The organism is Brevibacterium sp. FME17, assembly GCF_014897515.1.
Classification (GTDB): Bacteria; Actinomycetota; Actinomycetes; order Actinomycetales; family Brevibacteriaceae; genus Brevibacterium.
In genome coordinates, this window is sequence record NZ_JABUYD010000012.1 from 99975 (window position 1) to 119933 (window position 19959).

Sequence of the window (19959 nt, forward strand, 5' to 3'; positions counted from 1 at the left end):
ATTTCGGTGTGGGCTTGGCGGCTATTCTACTCGGCGCCGAGGTGGCGTTTCGGTGCCGCACGGATGTGGGCTCGTTCGCCCTGCTTGCCGACGAGGCTGAGAAACTCGACCGGCCCTGCGCTGGTGGCGCCGAACCAGTGCGGGGTGCGAGTGTCGAACTCGGCGGCTTCGCCGGGCTCGAGGATCAGGTCGTGTTCGCCGATGACAAGGCGGAGGTTGCCGTTGAGAACGAAGACCCAATCGTAGCCCTCATGGCTGCGCAGCTCGGGTTTCGCTTCATCCAGTCCCGTCGGCAGCACGAATTTGTAGGCCTGGATTCCTCCGGCGCGACGTGTCAGCGGCAGGATCACTCGGCCGTCGCGGGTGGGCAGGGGGCGCAGATTGATGCGCGGATCCCCTGTCGGCGGCGCGTCGACGAGCTCGTCGAGAGTGGCTCCGAATGCTCGCGCCAGCGGCAGCAGCTGTTCGAGGTTGGGGCGGCGGTGCCCGGCCTCAAGCCGGGACAGCGTGCTGATCGAGATTCCGGTCTCCTCGGAGAGGTCGGTGAGGGTGATGTCGCGGCGTTGCCGCAGCTGCTTCAGCCGCGGCCCGACAGCGTCAAGGGTGCGGTCCATGTGTTCATCCATACCCATGAGTTTGCCATTCGGCAAACTCATTTGCAATTGGCTCCTGGTGTCGTCACCATCGAAGTATCGGAGCGCCGTTGCGGTGGCTCCACAATCGTGGGAGGACGAAGACATGACAGAGAAGAAGAGTGCGATCAGAGACATCGTGATCGTCGGAGCTGGCGCAGCAGGACTGAGCGCGGCGCTGACGCTGGCACGTGCCCGCCGGACAGTGACAGTCATCGATGCCGGCCAACCTCGCAATGCCCCGGCTGACGGCGTACACGGGCTGCTCGCGCATGAAGGCATCAGTCCCACGGAGCTGCTGGCTCGAGGTCGAGACGAAGTTCTGAGCTACGGCGGCGAGATCGTCGACGACCAGGTCACGAAGGTCAGCGGCGAAGTCGACAGGTTCACGCTCACCGTGGGCAGCGGAGACGAGATCGTCGGCAGACGCTTGCTCATGGCGACTGGCCTCGTCGACGAGCTGCCTGAGATTCCCGGCGTCCGCGAACAGTGGGGGCACGGAGTCATCCACTGCCCCTACTGCCACGGTTGGGAGGTACGGGACAGTCGCATCGGCATCCTTGCCACCAGTCCGATGGCTGTCCACAAAGCGTTTCTGTTCAAGCAGTGGAGCCCTCACGTGATGCTCTTCTCCGGAGACCAGCAGCTCACCGAGGAAGATCAGATCAGACTTCAAGCTCTCGACGTCCCCGTGATCGACGGCGGCATCGACAGCCTGGAGATCACCGGCGACAAGCTCACGGGTGTGCGACTGGACGACGGGCAGGTCGTTGCCGTCGACGCTGCAGTTGTGGCCACGCCGATGGTTGCCCGCACCGAACTGTTCGCAGGCATCGGTCTCGAGCCCACGGCCCATCCTGCCGGTGCGTTCATCGAGACAGAGGCCTTCGGGCAGACCGCGGTCGACGGCGTCTGGGTGGCTGGCAACGCTACCGATATCGGAGCCCAGGTCAGCGGTGCGGCAGCGGCGGGTGCGCTCGCCGCTCAGCACATCAACACCAACCTCACCTTCACAGACCTGGACCACGCAGTGGCAGAGCTGGAGACCAAACAAGCAGAGAAGGCGAACTGATGACACACTCTTTCGACAAGAACTACTGGGACAAGACCTGGAGCGGTGAACGAGCACCCGCGATGAGCGCAGGCGATCCGAACCCCCACCTGATCAACGAGGTCGGCGGACTCGAACCAAGTACCGCGATCGACGCCGGCTGCGGTGCCGGAGCAGAAGCGATCTGGTTGGCGAAACAGGGCTGGGCCGTCACCGGGGCCGATGTCGCGGACGCGGCGCTTGGGTACGCGAAGGACCGCGCGGCGGCCGCTGGAGTGAACGACCAGTTGCGCTGGGTTCAGGCTGATCTCTCAACATGGGAGCCAGACATGCAATATGACCTGGTCACCACCCACTATGCACACCCGGCAATGCCTCAGCTGGACTTCTATGACCGCATCGCAGACTGGGTGGCGCCGGGGGGAACGCTGCTCATCGTCGGCCACCTCCATCACGAGCACAGCACCCCAGCACACAGCACCATCAGCGAGGGCGCTCACCGCCGCGAACACGGCCATACTCACCCGCCAGTCGAGGCCTCATCCACGGCAGCCGCTATGACAGAGCGTCTGGATCCAACGGTTTGGACCGTGATCACAGCCGAGGAATCGCATCGGTCCGTCATCGGTCCAGGAGGTCGACCCGACATCATCGACGACGTCGTCCTCCGGGCGGCCCGCCGCAGCTGAGTCACGTCACTTCCCGGGTGCCAGCACCTCTGGTTCGCCGAGGGAGAGCATGAGGCGATTGGCCCAGTTGAAGAACGCCGCACAGCCTAGGACATCGATGATGTCCCCATCCTCGAGGCTGGCTTCGCGTAGTGCGTTCACATGCGACGGGCCAAATGTCTGAGGTGTGAGCGTGAGCGCCACAGAAGCGTCGACGACTGCATCCCAGACAGGATCGCCGAGGTTGGACGGCGTTTCGATGCCCATGTCGAGCAGAGTCTGCATGAGGTCCCGGCGCCCGGATTCCTCGGTGGCCCGGTCCGAGTGGATCGAGGCGCAGAACAGGCAGCCGTTGAGTCGTGAGGCCACGGTCGCCGCGAGTTCGCGTTCGGCCCGACCGAGCCCGTCGGTGGTGTTGAAGAAGATGTCGAGGTCGGTCAGCGTCCGTGCCTGCAGAGCCGCCGGGTCCCTGGCCAGGAGGCGGAAGTAGGGGTTCTTCGCCCGCCCCGCCTCGATGAGGGCCTCGCGCTGGGCATCGGAGAGGTCCGCCTCGGCGACGGGGGCGATCCAGGGCACCCATCCCAACCCGGACTGCTGGAAGAGTTTCGGGCGACTGAGTTCAGGGTGGGCGCTGACACGTTCGCCCACCCGAGCCAGGGCCTCACTTCCTTTGGAAGAAGCGGCCGGTTCCCTCGCCGAGGTGGTCTCGCCGACATCGTTGACCGCTTCCGGCGCCTCGTCGGCGACTGGGGCCTGGGCTGCGGCCGGGGCGTGGGCGAGTGCAGTCAGGCCTGTGCTGATGCGGATCTGGAAGTTGAGGAAGGATACGAGCTGTGCGAGCGTGACGATCGAGTCCTCGTCCCAGCCGGCGTCGAGCAGCAGTGCCATGTGTTCGGGCCGAGCGTCGCGCGGATGGAGGGCCAGAAGGTGCGCGAATTCTAGTCCGGCGGCCAACAGCGGACCGAGGACTTCGATGGAATTCTTCTCCACTGTAAACCACGGTCCGACAACGTTCTCTGCCGCCAGGTCAGCGGATTCGAAGGTCCCATAGGGACCGCGCACCGATGACCGGGAGTCGAGTTCGGCCAGAGCCTCGTCGAGGAGTTCGGCGATCGCCCAGGAAGCGACTTCGTCCTCGTCACGGAGGAGGTCGCGGTAGAACTCCTCGGCGGCGGGTGCGCCCAGCAGGCCAGCGGTGAAGGCGGCGACGGTGTAGCGATCGCGGTAGGAGATTCCGCCGGTTTCGGCGGGTTCCAAGAGAGCCTCGAAGCTGCGCTGCGCATTCTCCTTGGCCTGTGCACGATGATCGCGAAGGACATCGAGTGGGTCATGCGCGGCGATTCCCGCGAGGGTGTTGATGATGTCGGTCATGTCAGGCCGCCTGTTCTGTCGTCAGTATCAGTCCCAGGGCCGGCGCCACCTTAGTGGCGAGAAGTTCGATGGACCGCAGTGTCGTTTCGTTCGTTGCCGGCACCGAGTGTACCTGGAAGCTGACGTCGGTGGCTCGTGAGAGCACACGGTCCGTGGACAGGCGTTCGATGACCTGTTCGGGTGTGCCGAGGTAAGTGTCGGTGGCGATGAGCAGTTCGTCGAGGCTAAGCCCCGAGGTGTCGTAGCCGACGAGGCGGTCGGCCTCGGCCCGCAGCGCCGGCTCGGTCAGGGCACGCAGCTCAGGCAGGTCCTCGGAGTCGGCAACGACGGCGGTGCGGGAGGCGAGGATGCGGGGTTCGACTCCGGCTGGCAGTTTCGAGAGGTAGGTGTCGATGACCGGCAGCTGCACCTCGTCGAGGCTCGCCTCAGGCTTGTCCTGGGGGCGGGGCTGGGTGCGCGAGAGCATGAGGCCATCCCCGGCGGCACCGGCCGCTCCGGACCCGCCAGCGGAGAAGGTGGCCTGCCAGAGGCGTTCGGAGAGTCCGTGACCCTCAGACAAACCAGCCTCCTGGGGGTAGAGGGTGTGCCCGGTGTCCAAGGATTGACCGGCGAGGAGGGTCTTCAACGCGGAAAGGTTGTCGGCGAAGACTTCGCGGCGTTCGTCGAAGCTGGTGCCGAAGGCCGGGAAGGACTTCGGGTTTCCACCGGACCCGAGTCCGATCTCCAGGCGTCCCCCGGAGAGCACATCTGTGACTGCGGCGTCTTCGGCCACGCGCACACCGTTCTCCATGGGCAGGGTGATGATCGCCGTGCCGAGCCTGATCCGAGAGGTCTGGGCCGCGGCATGGGCGAGGAACACGAGTGGGGAAGGCAGTCCGCCTTCGGCCGCAGAGAAGTGGTGCTGGGCGACCCAGGCGGAGTCGAAGCCGTGGGTTTCGGCCGCCTGGATCTGTTCGAGCGCGAACCGATAGCGCTGGTCAGCCGGTGCATCTTCGAGCAGGCGTGTGAAGAATCCGAGCCGGGGTGCTGTGGAGCTGTTCGTCATCGTCTGGGTCTCATCTTTCTGCTGCTGCGAGCACTGTCGGATTCTTCGCGATGTTCTCCCCGTCGCCGTGGAGCATCACGGGGCGGGGGATCGCAGCGAGGAGGGAACGTGTGTAGTGGGTCTGCGGGCGCGCGAAGAGGTCCTCCGTCGGTCCGTTCTCCATCAGGCGCCCCCGCGACATCACCGACACCGTATCAGCGATCTGTCGCACGACCGCGAGATCATGGGAGATGAAGACATAAGTCAGACCCAGCTCCGCTTGAAGGTCGTCGAGGAGGGTCAGGATCTGGGCCTGCACGGTGACGTCGAGGGCCGAAACCGCTTCATCGAAGACGACGAGCTTCGGCCCCGCGATGAGGGCACGGGCGATCGCCACACGCTGCAGCTGACCGCCGGAGAGTTCCTGGGGCCGCCGGTCAAGGAAGTCGATCGGCAATGCCACCCTGTCCAGAGCCTCGGCGACAAGAGAAGGGTGTGAACTGCGGGTCCCGATGCGGAAGTTACGCAGTGGCTCGGTGAGGATCTGCCTGATCGAATGCTTGGGGTCCAGCGCCGAATACGGGTTCTGGTGCACCAGCTGGACCGTGCGTCGGAAGTCCCGGAGGCGAGCCCGGGCACCGTGGCCCCGTGACGTGTCGGTGGTGTCGAATTCGCCGATGCGTATCCGTCCGGCCTGAGGGGTGAGGAAGCCGGCCAGTGCCTTGCCTGTCGTCGTCTTCCCTGACCCGGATTCGCCCACGATCCCGTGGGTGGTTCCGCGTTCGACGCTCAGTGACACATCGTCGACGCCGATAACCTGGTCATCGTTTCGGGCATAGACCTGGGTCAGGCCCTCGACAGAGACGAAGGAGGCCTCCCATTCGGCGCGTGCATCGGGGGCTGCAGACCGGTGGCGTGACTTCGTCTTCAATGCCGGAGCGTCGGCGAGGAGTCGTGAGGTGTAGTCGGTGGCGGGCCGTGAGAAGATTCGAGCCGCCGGGCCGGTCTCGACCACGCGTCCGGTCTGCATGACGACGACCTCATCGGCACGTTCACCGGCGACAGCCAGGTCGTGGGTGATGAAGAGGACACCCATCCCGGTCTCTTCCCGCAGCTCATCGAGAAGGTCGAGGACCTGCTTCTGCACGGTCACGTCGAGCGCCGAGGTCGGCTCGTCGGCGATGAGCAGACGCGGGCGCAGAGCGATGGCGGAGGCGATGAGCACTCGTTGACGCATGCCGCCGGAGAGTTCGTGTGGGAACTGGTCGGCGCGCATCTCGGGCCGATCGATGCCGACCTTGGCCAGCAGGTCGATGACCTGGGCACGGGCGGACTTCCGGTCGGCGCGCTTGTGGATCCGCAGCGCCTCGGCGACGGATTTCCCGATGGTCTGCAGAGGATTGAGCGAGCTGCCGGGGTCCTGGGGCACATAGCCGATCTGGCTGCCGCGGATCCCACGCCAGGCGCTGGCCCCCAGTGAACCCAGATGGACCTCGCCGAGGCGGATGTGCCCACCCGTGATCAGCGCGGATTCCGGGAGCAGGCCGATGGCCGCATTCGCGGTCGTGGACTTGCCGGACCCGGATTCGCCGACGACCGCGGTCATCGACCCGGGCCGCACGGCGAAGGAGGCGCCATCGACGGCTGGTGCTGCAGGTTCATCTCGGAGTGAGTAGGCGACACGCAGATTCTCGACGGACAGCAGGGGGACGGACTCGGTCATGATGTCGCCTTTCGCAGGGTGTTGCCGATCTGGTGGGTGGCCAGGACGATGGCCATGACGACGAAACCGGGCAGCACCGTCAGCCACCAGGCGGTGGCCACGAAGTTGCGGCCCTCAGCGATGATGAGGCCCCATTCCGGTGTAGGCGGGGGAGTGCCGTAGCCCAGGAAGCCCAACGTCGAGATCTGGAGGATCGCGGACCCGATCTGCAGCACTGCCAGGGACAGCACGGGCGAAATCGAGTTGGGCAGGATGTGGCGGAACAGGACGGATAAGAAGGTGCCGCCCGAACCGTAAGCCGCAGCCACGAAGTCACTGGTGTTGATCCGCACCGCCTCTGACCTTGAGAGACGTGCGAACTGGGCGATGGCGGTGACGCCGACGGCGATGGCCGCGTTGATGGTGCCGAAGCCCAAGACGATGACGATCGAGAGGCTGAGCAGGATCGCGGGGATCGAGAGCAGCACGTCAATGAAGCGCATGAGCACATCGTCGAGCCAGCCGCGGCGAGTGCCGGCGATGAGTCCGATCGCCGTTCCCACCACGAGACCCACACCCACGGCCACCAGGGCGGCCAGCAGCGACTGGGACGCGCCGTAGACAACGCGGGTGAACGCATCACGCCCGGTCTGGTCGGTGCCGAACCAATGGTCGAGGCTCGGGGCCAACAGTGCAGGAGTGGTTCCTCCGTCATTGGGATCATGGTGGGTGAACAGTCCCGGGAAGAGTGCCCACAGGACGGCGATGAGCAGGACGAGAGCGGAGATGACCGTGGTGGGACCGATGCTTCTGCGAGTGCGGCCGCGTCGCTGCGCTTCCGGGCGCGAAGTCCAGGTGCCCGGAGCGCGAGAGAAGGTGTCGATGAGGCTCATGAGTCCCCGCCTTTCGTCGTGGACGTCCCGGGTGTTCCGGGTGCCTCGTCCCAGCTCAGGTCGACTCCGACGCTGGCAGCGGTCGTCGTCAGCGCTCGGCGGGTGGGTTCGTCGGCAGGCTTCTTGCCCGCCGAGGTGACGCCTGGCTGAGTGCGCAGACGCACGTCGATGACGGGGTAGAGCAGATCGACGATGAGGTTGATGCTCACGTAGGCCAGGGTCGCGATGGCGACGACGGCCAAGAGGATCGGATTGTCGCGGTGGGTCACGGCCTGGGCTGTGATCTGTCCGATGCCGTTGCGGCCGAACACCGTCTCGGTGACCACGGCACCGGCGACGAGTTCACCGAAGACCAGACCGATGATCGTCAGCCCGGGCAGGACCGCATTGCGGGCGACGGCATGGACAAGGATCCACAGCTCACTGGCACCCTTCGCCGCGGTGACCTTGACGAACCCGGAGGCCTTGACGTCGGTGATGGAGCGGATGAGGACCTGCGCGATGGGAGCCGAGAGCGGGACTGCCACGGTCAGGGTCGGAAGGACGAGTGCCTCGGCGGGGCCGGGGGAGACGACGGAGACCAGACCGAACTGGAAGGAGAAGATCTGGATGAGCAGGATCCCCAACCAGAACACGGGAATCGAGATGAACAGGCTGGGCACCGAGTCGAGGACCTTCCGCAGCCAGGCAAAGGGGCCGTAGGTCGCCAGCACCGCGATGACCACTGCCAGCACTAGGGCGGAGACGAATCCGGACAGGGCGAGCACAGCGGTCGAGGGCAGGGCGGCGGCGATGATCGTCGACACGGCCGCACCTGTCTGGACGGAGAAGCCGAAGTTGCCGGTGAGGAACCCGCCGAGGCTGAGGAAGTAGCGGCTGATCCAGGATTCATCGGCCCCGGTCTCGGTGCGGATCGCTGCGATCTGATCGGCCGAGAGGCCCAGTGCGGGGTCCGCGAACCGGGCGGTGACACCGTCGCCGGGGATGAGGCTGAGCAGGATGAATGCGGCCGTGAACGCCAAGAGCAGGACCAGCAGGGCCTGGCCCAGGCGCAGGAAGAGGTAGCGGATATCGAGGATCATTTCTGACCTGCCAACCATGTGCTGTAGAAGTCGGGACGGCCCACCGGTTCGGTCGCGAAACCGTTGACCCGGCGACGGAAGGAGAAGACCTGCGGCTCTTCGAAGAACGGCAGCACATAGGCGTTCTCGACGAGGTAGTCCTGGACCTTCTCCGCAGCCTTCTGCCGATTCTTCGTCACAGGCTCCGAGGCAAGTTCGTCCAGCAGTCGGTCGACCTCGGGATCAATGCTCTCATCAGCGGCGTCGTCGCGGTCCTTGCCATTGAGGAAGACGTCACGGTTGACCGAGGAGTAGTTCGAGCGCAGATTGTCGAAGTCCGCGCGGGCAACCATCGAATGGTAGATCTGTACGCGGTCGAGGTCGAGAGCATCCAGGGTCTGTTTCGACTGGTCACCGGGGTTGATGGACAGGCGCACGCCGACGTGGCGCAGCTGCTGCTGGATGAGCGTCTGCACCTCATTCGACCGTGGCTGCGGCAACGCGATGTTGACCGACAGTTCCAGAACCTGGCCGTCCTTGATGCGGAAGCCGGCGGCATTGCGCTCGCCCCAGCCCGCCTCGTCGAGGAGTCGGTTCGCCGCTTTCGGATCGTGGACCCACGATCCCGACTGATCCTTGTAGCCCATCGCACCCTTGGCCAGGAGTCCGGTGGCCAAGGGGTAGTTGGGGGTGAAGAGCTTGTCGACGATCTCCTGCCGGTCAACGGCGGCGATGATCGCCTGCCTGACCCTGAGGTCGGCAAGCAGTTTGTGCCGGAACCGGAAGTTGACGCTGTTGTTGATGCCGTTCGTGGCCTTGGCATAGAGGCGCAGACCCTGCTCGGTCACTCGTGCTTCGTCGGGAGCTTGGACGTCGCGGACGCCGTCGGCCTGCCCGGAGAGCACGGCGCCGATGCGCACCGAGTACTCGTTGTTGGTCAGGTAGTCGATGCCGTCGAGGTGGGCCCGGCCCTGATGTTTCAGGTGCGGTGGCGCCCAGTCGTAGTCCTCGCGGACCCGCACAGACAGCTTCGTGCCGATGGTCTCCTCGGTGATGTGGAAGGGCCCGCAGGTGTGGATTCCGGTGGCACCGCCGGGACCGAAGCCCTCGGCGTCGAGTCTCAGAGTCGAATCTGCGAGCAGGCCTGCATTCATCGTCGATGTCGCCTGCGCGAAGCCGGGGGAGGGGGCGCTGAAGTGGAAGCGAACCGTGTTCTCACCGAGGACTTCGCTGCGATCGTAGTTCGAGATCTGTTCGGAGACCGGAAGCGTGCGCGCCTCATCGCCCTTGCCGAAGAGGTCGAAGTTCTTCGCCACGTTCTTCGCCGTCAGCGCTGAGCCGTCGGAGTAGGTCACGCCCGGACGAATCGTGAAGGTGAACGCGGTGGCATCCTCGTTGATCTCCGGCAGTTCCGTGGCCAGCCAGGGGTGGAGTTCGAGGGTCTCCGGATCCTGCCACAGCAGCCGTGCGGAGATGTTGTTCATGATGCCGCCATTGGGATAGAACCCGACCGAGGGCGGGTAGAGCAGCGTCCACGTCTGCGGCTCGAAGTATGTGAGGACACCGCCCTGCACCGGGTTGCCGTCTTTGGGCAGAGGAGCGTCGTCGGTGGGGGTGCACGCGCTGAGCGTGATGATGGTGCCCAAGCCCAGCCCGAGGCTGAGGAAATTGCGGCGGCCGTAGGTTCGCCTGGGGCTCGCCGAGGTGGAGGGACGGAGGTCCGTCATGGAATGTGGTCCTTTGTGCAGATGAAACCGAGATCGGGCTGTGGACAGTTATTCAGGTCGCTCAACTAGTCGTTGATATAGCTCAACAATTGGAGCTGGTGACCTTCTGGAGGTCGATGTGAAGTCGGCGCCACAGCATTTGGGGCCCTGAGTGTGTCTGCATGCTTTGAGTTAAGCGCATCGGCATACTGGCAGTCAATCCGATCGCTTAATATTGAGTCATGTCGCTGCCTCCAGATTTCGACCATCTTGTCATTGCCGTTCCGAATCTTGCACAAAGTGTTGAGCAATATCACGATCTCGTTGGGGTGAAGGCTATTCCTGGCGGGACCCATCCGGGCCTGGGTACGGCCAACGCCCTGCTCGGCCTCAAGGTCGAAGCGGGCGGCGTCGCGGTCGAAGACGTGAGCGTCGACGCTCATCGCGACAGCTACATCGAAATCCTCGGACCCGACCCCGAGCAGGACCCAGCCCTTGCCGCCTCGCGCTTAGCGGGGATCACCGAGCCCACGGTGCAGCGGTGGGCCATCCATCCGGCCGATTTCGACGCAGTCGTGACTTCGTGTGCACGTTCCCTGCAGCCGGCCGCGCATTCGAAAGAACCGAACGTCGACCTCGGCGAGGTGCATTACATGTCCCGCCGCACACCGGAGGGCACGCTTCTTGAGTGGCGATTGACGAGGCGGGCACCATTGGCGCTGGGTGGAATTCAGCCGTTCCTCATTGATTGGAAGGATTCTCCGCACCCCGCGCGGCAACCGATGCCTGTGGTCGGCCTCGAGCGGTTCTGGGCGACGAGTACGGATGTAGACACAACATCCAGAGTTCTGAGATCCTTGGGGGCTACCATCGAGGTTGAGGCAGGGGTCACAGAAGCCCTGCACGCCACACTGAAAGGTCCCGGTGGATCATGGACGATCTGAGTACGATTCCCGCCAATCTTGACCACCTCATCATCACGGTGCCCGAGCTCGAAGCCGGGGTCGCTGAATTCGAGCGCATCACCGGAGTCCGCGCCGTCGCCGGTGGGCGACACCCTGGCCGAGGAACCGCCAACTATCTTGTCGGTCTCAACTCTGCAGGCGGATCTGCCGGCACCCACACCTACCTTGAGATCCTGGGCCCGGATCCACAGCAGACGCCACCGGCAGACGGCACGCTGCCGCTGGACGCACATCTGGCCGATGGCCTGACCCTGCAGACCTGGGCTATCCATCCGCACGCATTCCTCGCGAAGGTCGCCGGAGCCAATACTGAGGGAATCGACTTCGGTGAGGTCCGCGACATGTCTCGGGAGACTGCCGAGGGGGAGCTGCTGGAATGGCGTCTGACCTCCCGGGCCCCTTTGCCGGCCAAGGGCACACAGCCCTTCCTCATCGACTGGGGCGAGTCGACCCACCCCGCCGAGGCAGCTCTGCCGACGGTGGAGCTGGAAGAGTTCTCCATAGAATCCTCGGACGCCGAGGCGACCCGCCGTGTTCTTGAGGTGCTTGGTGCCAGCGATACCCAGGTAGTTGAAGGCAACGAGCACCGATTGCATGCACGCCTGCGCGGTCCCGGCGGTGTCCTCGAATTCTGAGGGCAGACTAGGCGACGATCTTCGTCGGTGGGCGGAGAGGAAACGCTAGACTCATGAGAGTGTCGAGACTTCCCCGCCTTTCACCGCGCCCACTGCTCACAACACGTCACCTGATCACGACTGGTCAGCGGCGAGCCGCCTCGGCGGTGGTTGCGGCGTCTCTGCTCTTCGGGCTCAGCGCCTGCGCACCCGACTCGGGGCAGGAGACGCGACCTGGTCCTTCCCAGAGCGAGACCGTCGCAGTCGGCGAGACCTCGACGCCGAGTGCAACGAGTCAGCCGAGCACGACCAGTGCATCGGAGTCTGCGGCGGCCGCTGCGAAGTCGGCTGGTTCGGCCGGTGTCAGCGAAGGTGACATCGATATGAAGGGAAGCAGCGATTGGGACCGTCCGAAGAAGGAGACCGGTCCCAACCGTGACGAGGGCAAGACCTTCAAGGTCGCGCTGCGGGTTGAGGACAATCTGCCGATCGACGTCGACGGGGCCGCGGCGTTCATCATCAAGACGCTGCAGGACGAGCGCGGCTGGCAGGACCTCGATGATGTGTCGATCGAAATGGTCGACGAGGGTGAGGATGCGATGATCTCCATCGCCAGCCCCGACACCGTGGATTCGATGTGCCTTCCGCTGCGCACCTTGGGCAAGCTCTCCTGCCGCAACGGCAACAATGTCATCCTCAACGCCAAACGCTGGGTCTCGGCGACAGATGAGTTCGATGACATCACCCAATACCGTCAATACCTCATCAACCATGAAGTCGGCCACGCGTTGGGCCACAGCCACGAACCCTGCCCAGGCACAGGCAAAACCGCACCGCTCATGCAGCAGCAGACCAAGGGCCTGCAGGGCTGTGAACCCAATGGGTGGCCTTCTAAGGGCTAGTCTGATACGAAGCTGGCTCGATGGAGAGCAGATGGAGAGGCTAAAAATATGATTACTTCCAGTGAACGACTGCCTATAGTTGTCGATCTTCCCACTCATGATCCACGACTAGGTTTTGAAACGTACGTTGATGTTATTGCTCGGGCGATACTTGGTGGTTATCCTGCACGGTTCACCGTTGCATTGTATGGAGATTGGGGTAGTGGCAAGTCATCACTTCTTAAAGCGCTGAAAGGCAAGCTAGGCGTCCCTCCTGAACGCAACCAGCCGGCGCTGGGGTATAGCCCAATCTTGGTGGACTTTGATGCTTGGCGTTACGCAGATAAGGGCGCAGTGACTCTGTCGATGCTACTAAGGATCGAGAGCGCGGTTGAGCGACGGACACAAACTGACGGGGTATCTGCACAGGTTCGAGAGGGTCTGAAAAAAACCCTGTCTGTGATCCGTCAAGTCATCAAGTCTGTTCAGATCTCGGCGTGGGGGTTGAACTTTAGTATGCAGCCGCAGGACGCGAGCGCATCGACTGATGCTGAGGCGGCGCTGCAACCGTTTGAGCAGCTCAGTGACATTGCTTCACAGCTTCCGTCGGATCAACGAATCATCGTATTCATCGACGACCTCGATAGGTGCACACCAGAAGCAGTAGTAGACGTTGTTGAGGCCATTAATGTGCTCACTGACATCGAAGGGATAGTTTTCGTTCTAGCCCTTGACTATCGATATTTGACAAATGCAATTAGAGCTAAATATAAGGATGTAGATGCAGACCAATTTATTGAGAAAATAGTTCAGGTGCCATTTCATATTCCGACTCCGCAGATTGACAATCTCGAATTTTCGCATGTTATTAATAACTGGGATGAAGTAAGCAGTTTCCTGAGCGGGGTCTCAGAGGATGACTTAAAGGCGATTCTGCGTTTGGGTCTGAGATCCAACCCGCGCCAACTGAAGCGTTTAATCAACTTGTATCTGATAACTTCCGCGATTGCCAACATCGAGGAGCCGATGCGAAATACTGCACTCAAATTGTTGGCTTTAAGGATCTCGTGGCCGACTGTCTTTTTGGCATTACAGAAAGATCTTGAGGTTAGGAAGCGAGCCGATAAAAATTCGGACTCCTGGCGGAAGCTAAAATTTGATGACTTCTTAGCTTCTTGGAGACGCAACCAACAGGCTGTACCGCAGGGTGAGATCGCAGGCGTCGGTGAAGAGGAATCAAGTCTTGAGTTCAAGTCTGATTTTGGACTTCTCGAGGACGGTGCGGAAGCTCTCGATGAGTTTTTCAGTACCCTTTTCTTAGATGAAGGTGAAGATGTGCAGGCAGACGATGTGCTTTCTGTGATGTTGGTGGCGCAGGAGACGACTCGAGACCCCGGGGCAGACGAATTGACAGCTCAAGAACCGAGTGGTGGCCGGCTTCGAATCACCTACGATTTAGCTCCAGATTATCTTCGGGACGCATTTGAACGAGCGAAGAATCTATCCGACTTTGGCGACGAAGATAACTCACAGGAGATGCCTCACTATTATAGATTCTCCCGGTCGACGAATCGCAGAAATACTGTCGTCTACGCGATTATGCGTATTCGTCCAAAAATTGAGACATTGCGTATCGAAGTGACCTTGTTTGACACGTCCTCTGGTGATCTCGGCGCGGCTGATTTGCCTGAAGGTTTTGTTAATCAGCTTAAGCAGGTCGAAGGCTCGGCTGGCGACTGGAACGGGACCGTTATCTTGGACGGGCTGGAAGATCAGTTCGTTGCCGACGAGAAGTTTGAACAACTCAAGCGCATCCTCCGATTTGCCTATGACCGTGTTGGTTGCAGCAGGCGATAAGGTGGCCTTCGAAGGGCTGAGACACAAGTCGCAGAGCTGCTGCGGGAATAAGACCACCGCCTTCGTCGTTGATTGAGTCGTATAGGCTCAACTTTCGACAGGAGGTCAGATTGGCTACGTTCTTCGGATCCGCCGGTTCTGGCGGAGATTCATTCGACGAGTTCCTTGCGCGTTTTCTGCAGGGACAGCAGGGCGCGCGCCAGGGGCGCAGTGTCGACATCAACAAGCTGCTGAGCAAACGCAGTCACGAGGTCATCGACAACGCCGCTGACTATGCCCGAGAGCACGGTCAGGGGGAGGTCGACGCTCTGCACATTCTGCGCACCATGGCAGAGACAGAACCCGGTGTTTCAGCGATTCGCCAAGCGGGCGCTGACCCCGAACAGGTCGCCCATGCCGTGGAAGAGCGTCTGCCCGCATCCTCGAGCACGAAGCCCGAGGGCCCACTGACTCTGACCGGTTCCGGTCAGCGTGCGCTTCTCGACGCCTACCAGGTGGCGCGGGCGTTCGGCTCGACCTACGTTGATCCGGAACACCTGTTCTTCGCCTTCGTACTCAATCACGAGATGCCTGCCGGTCGCATCCTCGCCCAGGCGGGCGTGACGCAGGAGCGACTGCAGGCCGGAGCAGAAGCCGCCGAGGCCGGTGACCCCCAGGGCGGACCCGGCACAGGCCAGCCGGAAGAGACCATGCTCGAGCGATTCGGCACGGATCTCACGGCTCTGGCAGCAGACGGTGAACTCGACCCGGTGATCGGACGTGCCGAGGAGATCCAGGAGACCATTGAGATCCTGGCCCGCCGCACCAAGAACAATCCGGTGCTGCTCGGCGAGGCCGGCGTCGGCAAGACCGCGATCGCAGAGGGACTGGCTCAGGCCATCCACAGTGGTGAAATCCCAGCGCAGCTGTCGGGCAAACGAGTCATCTCACTTGATCTGCCGGGAATGCTTGCGGGCACACGCTACCGCGGTGACTTCGAGGAGCGCCTGACCGGTGCCCTCGACGAAATCGCTGACGACGGTGAGATGATCATCTTCGTCGATGAGCTCCACACCCTCGTCGGGGCAGGCGGCAACGGCGAATCCAACTCGATGGATGCCGGCAACATCCTCAAACCCCGGCTGGCTCGCGGAGATCTGCACCTGCTGGGTGCGACCACGCTGAAGGAATACCGGACGATTGAGAAGGACTCCGCCCTCGAACGTCGGTTCCAGCCGGTGCGCATCGGCGAGCCCAACATCGAGGATGCTGTGACAATCCTCGACGGACTCAAGGGCCGCTACGCCGAGCACCACAACGTGACCTACACGCCTGAGGCGATCCGCGCCTCGGTGGAGCTCTCCGATCGTTACATCAACGACAGGTTCCTGCCGGACAAGGCGATCGACCTCATCGATCAGGCGGGTGCCCGGCTGTCGCTGCAGCGCGGGCCCAAGGTCGATGCCAAGGCTCTGCGCGCAGAGATCGAACGGCTCGAGGCCGAGAAGAACACCGCGATCAGCGAAGAGAACTATGAGCGTGCCGGGGAACTCCGCGACGAGGTCATGAGCCTCGGGGAGAAGCTGCATGCCGAAGAGAACCCGGACGATAGTGCGGTGCAGGCTAAGGCCGACACCAAGCCCAGCGTCGTCGACGCCGACCAGATTGCACAGGTCGTCTCCCGGGCTACCGGGATTCCGGCGGCAAGCATGACCCAGGGTCAGAAGGCCAAGCTGGCCAAGCTCGAAGAGATCCTCCACGGTCGCGTCATCGGTCAGGACAACGCGGTGACGGCAGTGTCGAAGGCCGTGCGCCGGTCCCAGATGGGAATGGGAGATCCGAACCGTCCCATCGGCAGCTTCCTCTTCCTCGGACCCACCGGCGTGGGCAAAACCGAGCTGGCGAAATCTCTGGCCGCGACCCTGTTCGATGACGAGTCGGCGATGATCCGATTCGACATGAGCGAGTTCGGGGAACGCCACACCGTCTCACGCCTGGTGGGTTCGCCTCCCGGCTACGTCGGCTACGACGAAGCGGGACAGCTGACCGAACAGGTTCGGCGCAAGCCGTACTCGGTGATCCTCCTCGACGAGGTCGAGAAGGCTCACCCGGACGCCTTCAACCTGCTGCTCCAGGTCCTCGACGACGGTCGTCTCACCGACGGTCAGGGCCGGACCGTGGACTTCCGGAACACCGTCATCATCATGACGAGCAACCTGGGCTCCGAGTTCATGTCCGGCAGCACCCCGCTGGGCTTCAGCTCCACCGATGCGAAGGTCACCGAGAAGGACCTGAGTGCAAAGGTGATGGGCAAGCTCAAGGAGTTCATGCGTCCCGAGTTCCTCAACCGGATCGACGAGACCGTGATGTTCTCGCGGCTCGATCGTGAGCAGCTGCGCGTCATCGTCCGTCTTCAGCTGGAGCGTTCGGTCGAGCGTCTGGCGCACCAGGGCATCGGCCTGACCGTGTCCGAGGATGCTGTGGAGTGGCTTTCCGATACCGGGTACGAACCCGAGTTCGGTGCCCGTCCGCTGCGCCGCGTGATCCAGCGTGAGCTCGATGACCGCATTGCGGACCTCCTCGTCAACGAGACAGTGTCCGAAGGCGGAAGGGTCAGCGCCACGGTTGACGACGGAACACTGCGAGTGGTCGCGGAATCACCCGAGGTTCCTGTGGCAGTCTGAGGCAGAGCCGCCTGTGCAGGGTGATCACCTGCACGGCACGGGGCCGGATCGGAAGCGATGTCTTCCGGTCCGGCCCCGCTTCATTCATGCGGCAGGAACTGCCTCTTCCTGCTCGTGAACCTTGAGGACACGGTTGAGCACGAGGCGCTCTGTCAGGGTCCAGGCTGTCGTCGTCATCAGGTAGAGCGTGGCAGCTAGAGGCACAAACAGTGCGATGACCGCGGTCATGAAGGGCATGAAGCTCAGCACCCTGGTCACGCCTGAGAGGTCCGGCATGGCGGGTCCCTCGGTGGTGGAGTTCTGGCTGCCAGACGCCCGGACGGGCGGGGTCTGCGGCATATCGGGGGTGAGCAGATGCCGCGAGAGGGCAGCGACGACGGCGATGATGATCACGATGACGCCGAAGACTGCGGCCGAGACCACGCTCAGGTTCCCTCCGGTCAGGAGACCCACGAAGCCGGCGTTGAGGGGGACGCCCAGCAGGGAATGGTTGAGAAGGTCATTGGCGTGCCCGCCGATCGTGGATTGGATGAAGATTCCATAGACGGCCATGAGCACCGGCATCTGGGCCAGCACGGGCAGGCAGCCGGCCATCGGGGAGGCCTTTTCCTCCTTGTAGAGCTCCATCATCTTCTGCTGCATAAGCTCGGGGGTCTTCTTGTACCGGGTCTGCAGCTCGGTGATCTTCGGTGCGAGGCGTTTGCGAGTGATGCCGGCTCTGACCTGTGAGAGCCCGACGGGGATGAGCACGGCGCGGACGATGATCGTGAGCACCACGATCGCCAGCGCAGCACTTGCGGTGCCAGCCAATGGTTCGAGCAGAGTCGTCAGCCAGGTGACGACCCAATAGGCGGCGTTGACGAGCAGTTCGATGGGTGGAAATTCGTAGATGTTCATGGTGATGGCCCTCCTGGGCGCTGCCGATGCAGGCAATTCGGCCGTGCAGCGTTGAGCAGCAGTGGTGATGTCGTCATGGACGTTCAACGACCGAACGACGCAGGGCGACACCACAGGCGGGATCCGTTAGGGAAACAGGCAGGAGTGGCGTCGGCGACCGTGCTTGAGGAGCACGGAGATCACGTCGTCGGTCAGGCGAAGGAGCGGACGACGAAGGAGGGGGCTCTGGCTTGAGCGGTGCCCGGAGTGCCGGGTTCCTCGGGCATGCGGAATTCGCGAACCTCGGTTCGCTCTCCCCGTCCCCAAAGACCGCGAGGAGACTGAGGAAGGAACCTGAAGAGAGCCCTTGCCAACCACGGTGCGACCGGCGACAGCAGTGCCGCACCGAGCAGCACGAGGACGATCAGATGCATCGACGACTGAGGAATGACCGTATCGGCATCGGCGCTGAGAAGCACCACGATGAACTGAACTGTCATCCACAGATTCAGCATCATTCCGTCTCGGCCTTCCCTTGACACAGTCGGGGTTTCTCGCCCGATTTTATCACGGCAGCACCATCACACCGGGCGCACAGGCACGCCGTCCGCTCACAGCGGCACCCTCCTGCTCAAGGCGGAAAAGACTTCCGACTCGGCACAGCCAGCTCCAGTGTGGAGGCATGAACACACGAATCGCACATCAGAATGCTCACAACCGACCCACCTCACCATCGCCGAGGTTCGCCGACGGTGACGAGTCCACGACGACGACCCGCATCCCCGAGTCCCAGAGAATGCTCTACGCCTACCGTTCGGTGGTCTTCAACGGGGAGCTGCGCGATGAGAACGGCATGGAGATCATCTCGCGACTCATCCTCCTCTCCGCCGAAGACTCCCACAGTGACATCCACCTGTGGATCAACTCACCGGGCGGATCGGTGCCGATGATGCACGCGATCGCCGATGTGATCGAGACTCTGCCCAACGATGTGGTCACGGTGGCGTTCGGGTGGGCCGCCTCGGCGGGGCAGTTCGTGCTCATGATGGGCACCCCCGGCAAACGACTCGCCCTGCCCCACGCCCGGATCCTGCTGCACCAGGGATCATCGGGCATCGGGGGAGCGGCCGCTGACATCGAGCTGCAGTCCGGGGACCTGCGCACCGTCCGGGACACGGTCCTGCATCGCATCGCCGAGGCGACGGGAAAGACCTATGAGCGCGTCTTCGAGGACTCCCTGCGCGATCGGTGGTTCACGGTCGAACAGGCACTGGACTACGGGCTCATCGACCGCATCGTCGAGTCCCCGGCCGATCTGCGCGGCGGGATCGGTGCGCCATGAGCCAGTACACGATTCCGAATGTCGTTGACCGCTCGGGTGGCGGGGAGAAGATCGTCGACGTGTATTCCCACCTGCTGGGCAACCGCATCATCTACCTCGGAGTGCCGATCGATGACGGGGTGGCGAATACGATCATCGCCCAGCTGCTCCACCTCGAGGCGAGCAGCCGAGAACTCCCGATCCAGCTGTACATCAACTCACCGGGCGGATCGCTGACGGCCATGACCGCCATCTACGACGCGATGCACCACATCGGTGCGCCCGTGGCGACCATCTGCGTGGGGCAGGCGGCCGCTGATGCCGCGGTGCTCCTGGCAGCTGGCGAACCCGGTCAGCGTTCGATGCTCGAACACGCTCGAGCGGTGCTGCGCCAACCCCATGCCGAGGGTGCTCGCGGGGCAATCCCCGATCTCATCGTCGCCGCCGACGAGATCGCCCGGCAGCGCCGAGATGTTGAGGCGATGCTGGCGAAGGGCACCGGGCGCAGTGTGGACCAGATCCATGCCGACCTCGACCGGGATCTCGTGCTCAATGCGCAGGCGGCCCGGGACTTCGGCCTCGTCGATCAGATCCTCTGAGTTGCTCCCGGGCCGCGGTACTCCGCGGGAAGTCCGGTCGGATACTCCCGTGGTACGACGTTGAATCCGGTGTCA

18 protein-coding genes are annotated in these 19959 nt (G+C 63.1%); 9 read left to right on the forward strand and 9 right to left on the reverse strand.

Translation table 11 applies throughout. From position 1 onward, the window contains the following. Positions 1-26: 26 nt before the first annotated feature. Complete coding sequence (locus tag INT40_RS12390; RefSeq protein WP_413463555.1) at positions 27-656, reverse strand: helix-turn-helix domain-containing protein; 630 nt, start codon at positions 654-656, stop codon at positions 27-29. An 82-nt stretch (positions 657-738) separates the two neighbouring features. Between INT40_RS12390 and INT40_RS12395 the strand changes: the two genes are divergently transcribed. Both INT40_RS12395 and INT40_RS12400 read left to right on the forward strand, forming a co-directional pair. Beyond that, positions 739-1704 (forward strand): NAD(P)/FAD-dependent oxidoreductase, encoded by a 966-nt coding sequence (locus INT40_RS12395; protein WP_193096176.1) that lies wholly within the window; start codon positions 739-741, stop codon positions 1702-1704. Beyond that, positions 1704-2372, forward strand: coding sequence for a class I SAM-dependent methyltransferase (locus tag INT40_RS12400; RefSeq protein WP_193096177.1), 669 nt, complete (start codon positions 1704-1706; stop codon positions 2370-2372). Before INT40_RS12395 ends, INT40_RS12400 begins: the two co-directional genes overlap by 1 nt. 6 nt (positions 2373-2378) lie before the next feature. Here INT40_RS12400 and INT40_RS12405 read toward each other — a convergent pair whose 3' ends face one another. Genes INT40_RS12405 through INT40_RS12430 form a run of 6 tightly spaced genes read right to left on the reverse strand, consistent with a single transcriptional unit; the run spans position 2379 to position 10129 of the window. Beyond that, complete coding sequence (locus tag INT40_RS12405; RefSeq protein ID WP_193096178.1) at positions 2379-3722, reverse strand: alkylhydroperoxidase domain protein; 1344 nt, start codon at positions 3720-3722, stop codon at positions 2379-2381. Position 3723: 1 nt separating this feature from the next. Next, positions 3724-4767, reverse strand: coding sequence for a putative FMN-dependent luciferase-like monooxygenase (locus INT40_RS12410; RefSeq protein WP_193072000.1), 1044 nt, complete (start codon positions 4765-4767; stop codon positions 3724-3726). A 10-nt stretch (positions 4768-4777) separates the two neighbouring features. Beyond that, on the reverse strand, positions 4778-6469 hold the full coding sequence (locus INT40_RS12415; protein ID WP_193072001.1) for a dipeptide ABC transporter ATP-binding protein: 1692 nt from the start codon (positions 6467-6469) through the stop codon (positions 4778-4780). Next, positions 6466-7341, reverse strand: coding sequence for an ABC transporter permease (locus INT40_RS12420; protein WP_193072002.1), 876 nt, complete (start codon positions 7339-7341; stop codon positions 6466-6468). Before INT40_RS12420 ends, INT40_RS12415 begins: the two co-directional genes overlap by 4 nt. After that, positions 7338-8423, reverse strand: coding sequence for an ABC transporter permease (locus INT40_RS12425; RefSeq protein ID WP_193072003.1), 1086 nt, complete (start codon positions 8421-8423; stop codon positions 7338-7340). The genes INT40_RS12420 and INT40_RS12425 overlap by 4 nt, the downstream gene beginning before the upstream one ends. Next, positions 8420-10129, reverse strand: a complete 1710-nt coding sequence (locus INT40_RS12430; protein ID WP_193096179.1) for a TIGR04028 family ABC transporter substrate-binding protein — start codon at positions 10127-10129, stop codon at positions 8420-8422. The genes INT40_RS12425 and INT40_RS12430 overlap by 4 nt, the downstream gene beginning before the upstream one ends. Before the next feature lie 221 nt (positions 10130-10350). Between INT40_RS12430 and INT40_RS12435 the strand changes: the two genes are divergently transcribed. From INT40_RS12435 to INT40_RS12455, 5 genes are all read left to right on the forward strand, one after another. Beyond that, positions 10351-11052, forward strand: a complete 702-nt coding sequence (locus INT40_RS12435) for a VOC family protein (RefSeq protein WP_193096180.1) — start codon at positions 10351-10353, stop codon at positions 11050-11052. Continuing rightward, positions 11040-11708 (forward strand): VOC family protein, encoded by a 669-nt coding sequence (locus INT40_RS12440; protein ID WP_193072006.1) that lies wholly within the window; start codon positions 11040-11042, stop codon positions 11706-11708. Before INT40_RS12435 ends, INT40_RS12440 begins: the two co-directional genes overlap by 13 nt. A 59-nt stretch (positions 11709-11767) precedes the next feature. Then, positions 11768-12589 carry a DUF3152 domain-containing protein gene (locus INT40_RS12445; RefSeq protein ID WP_319021986.1) on the forward strand — a complete coding sequence of 274 codons (822 nt, stop codon included), beginning with the start codon at positions 11768-11770 and terminating at the stop codon, positions 12587-12589. A 48-nt stretch (positions 12590-12637) separates the two neighbouring features. Continuing rightward, positions 12638-14425, forward strand: a complete 1788-nt coding sequence (locus INT40_RS12450) for a P-loop NTPase fold protein (protein ID WP_193096181.1) — start codon at positions 12638-12640, stop codon at positions 14423-14425. A gap of 110 nt (positions 14426-14535) precedes the next feature. After that, positions 14536-17088 carry an ATP-dependent Clp protease ATP-binding subunit gene (locus tag INT40_RS12455; protein WP_193096182.1) on the forward strand — a complete coding sequence of 851 codons (2553 nt, stop codon included), beginning with the start codon at positions 14536-14538 and terminating at the stop codon, positions 17086-17088. Between the two features lie 84 nt (positions 17089-17172). Here the strand turns inward: INT40_RS12455 and INT40_RS12460 are convergent, their stop codons facing one another. Next, positions 17173-17985 carry a YidC/Oxa1 family membrane protein insertase gene (locus tag INT40_RS12460; protein ID WP_009883201.1) on the reverse strand — a complete coding sequence of 271 codons (813 nt, stop codon included), beginning with the start codon at positions 17983-17985 and terminating at the stop codon, positions 17173-17175. 191 nt (positions 17986-18176) lie between these two features. Beyond that, entirely contained in the window at positions 18177-18464 is a 288-nt protein-coding gene (locus INT40_RS12465) for a hypothetical protein (protein WP_226823736.1), read from the reverse strand. A gap of 182 nt (positions 18465-18646) precedes the next feature. On the opposite strand from INT40_RS12465, the gene INT40_RS12470 reads away from it, so the two are divergent. Both INT40_RS12470 and INT40_RS12475 read left to right on the forward strand, forming a co-directional pair. After that, positions 18647-19306 carry a ClpP family protease gene (locus INT40_RS12470; protein ID WP_009883199.1) on the forward strand — a complete coding sequence of 220 codons (660 nt, stop codon included), beginning with the start codon at positions 18647-18649 and terminating at the stop codon, positions 19304-19306. Next, the gene (locus INT40_RS12475; protein ID WP_069599611.1) at positions 19303-19884 is read left to right on the forward strand and encodes a ClpP family protease; all 582 of its coding nucleotides are present in this window, start codon (positions 19303-19305) and stop codon (positions 19882-19884) included. Before INT40_RS12470 ends, INT40_RS12475 begins: the two co-directional genes overlap by 4 nt. Positions 19885-19959: the final 75 nt, after the last annotated feature.

Bases quoted from the DNA above. Each gene is read 5' to 3' on its own strand.
- INT40_RS12390 (WP_413463555.1), bottom strand. From the start codon at position 656: ATGAGTTTGCCGAATGGCAAACTCATGGGTATGGATGAACACATGGAC.
- INT40_RS12395 (WP_193096176.1), top strand. From the start codon at position 739: ATGACAGAGAAGAAGAGTGCGATCAGAGACATCGTGATCGTCGGAGCT.
- INT40_RS12400 (WP_193096177.1), top strand. From the start codon at position 1,704: ATGACACACTCTTTCGACAAGAACTACTGGGACAAGACCTGGAGCGGT.
- INT40_RS12405 (WP_193096178.1), bottom strand. From the start codon at position 3,722: ATGACCGACATCATCAACACCCTCGCGGGAATCGCCGCGCATGACCCA.
- INT40_RS12410 (WP_193072000.1), bottom strand. From the start codon at position 4,767: ATGACGAACAGCTCCACAGCACCCCGGCTCGGATTCTTCACACGCCTG.
- INT40_RS12415 (WP_193072001.1), bottom strand. From the start codon at position 6,469: ATGACCGAGTCCGTCCCCCTGCTGTCCGTCGAGAATCTGCGTGTCGCC.
- INT40_RS12420 (WP_193072002.1), bottom strand. From the start codon at position 7,341: ATGAGCCTCATCGACACCTTCTCTCGCGCTCCGGGCACCTGGACTTCG.
- INT40_RS12425 (WP_193072003.1), bottom strand. From the start codon at position 8,423: ATGATCCTCGATATCCGCTACCTCTTCCTGCGCCTGGGCCAGGCCCTG.
- INT40_RS12430 (WP_193096179.1), bottom strand. From the start codon at position 10,129: ATGACGGACCTCCGTCCCTCCACCTCGGCGAGCCCCAGGCGAACCTAC.
- INT40_RS12435 (WP_193096180.1), top strand. From the start codon at position 10,351: ATGTCGCTGCCTCCAGATTTCGACCATCTTGTCATTGCCGTTCCGAAT.
- INT40_RS12440 (WP_193072006.1), top strand. From the start codon at position 11,040: ATGGACGATCTGAGTACGATTCCCGCCAATCTTGACCACCTCATCATC.
- INT40_RS12450 (WP_193096181.1), top strand. From the start codon at position 12,638: ATGATTACTTCCAGTGAACGACTGCCTATAGTTGTCGATCTTCCCACT.
- INT40_RS12460 (WP_009883201.1), bottom strand. From the start codon at position 17,985: ATGAACATCTACGAATTTCCACCCATCGAACTGCTCGTCAACGCCGCC.
- INT40_RS12465 (WP_226823736.1), bottom strand. From the start codon at position 18,464: ATGACAGTTCAGTTCATCGTGGTGCTTCTCAGCGCCGATGCCGATACG.
- INT40_RS12470 (WP_009883199.1), top strand. From the start codon at position 18,647: ATGAACACACGAATCGCACATCAGAATGCTCACAACCGACCCACCTCA.
- INT40_RS12475 (WP_069599611.1), top strand. From the start codon at position 19,303: ATGAGCCAGTACACGATTCCGAATGTCGTTGACCGCTCGGGTGGCGGG.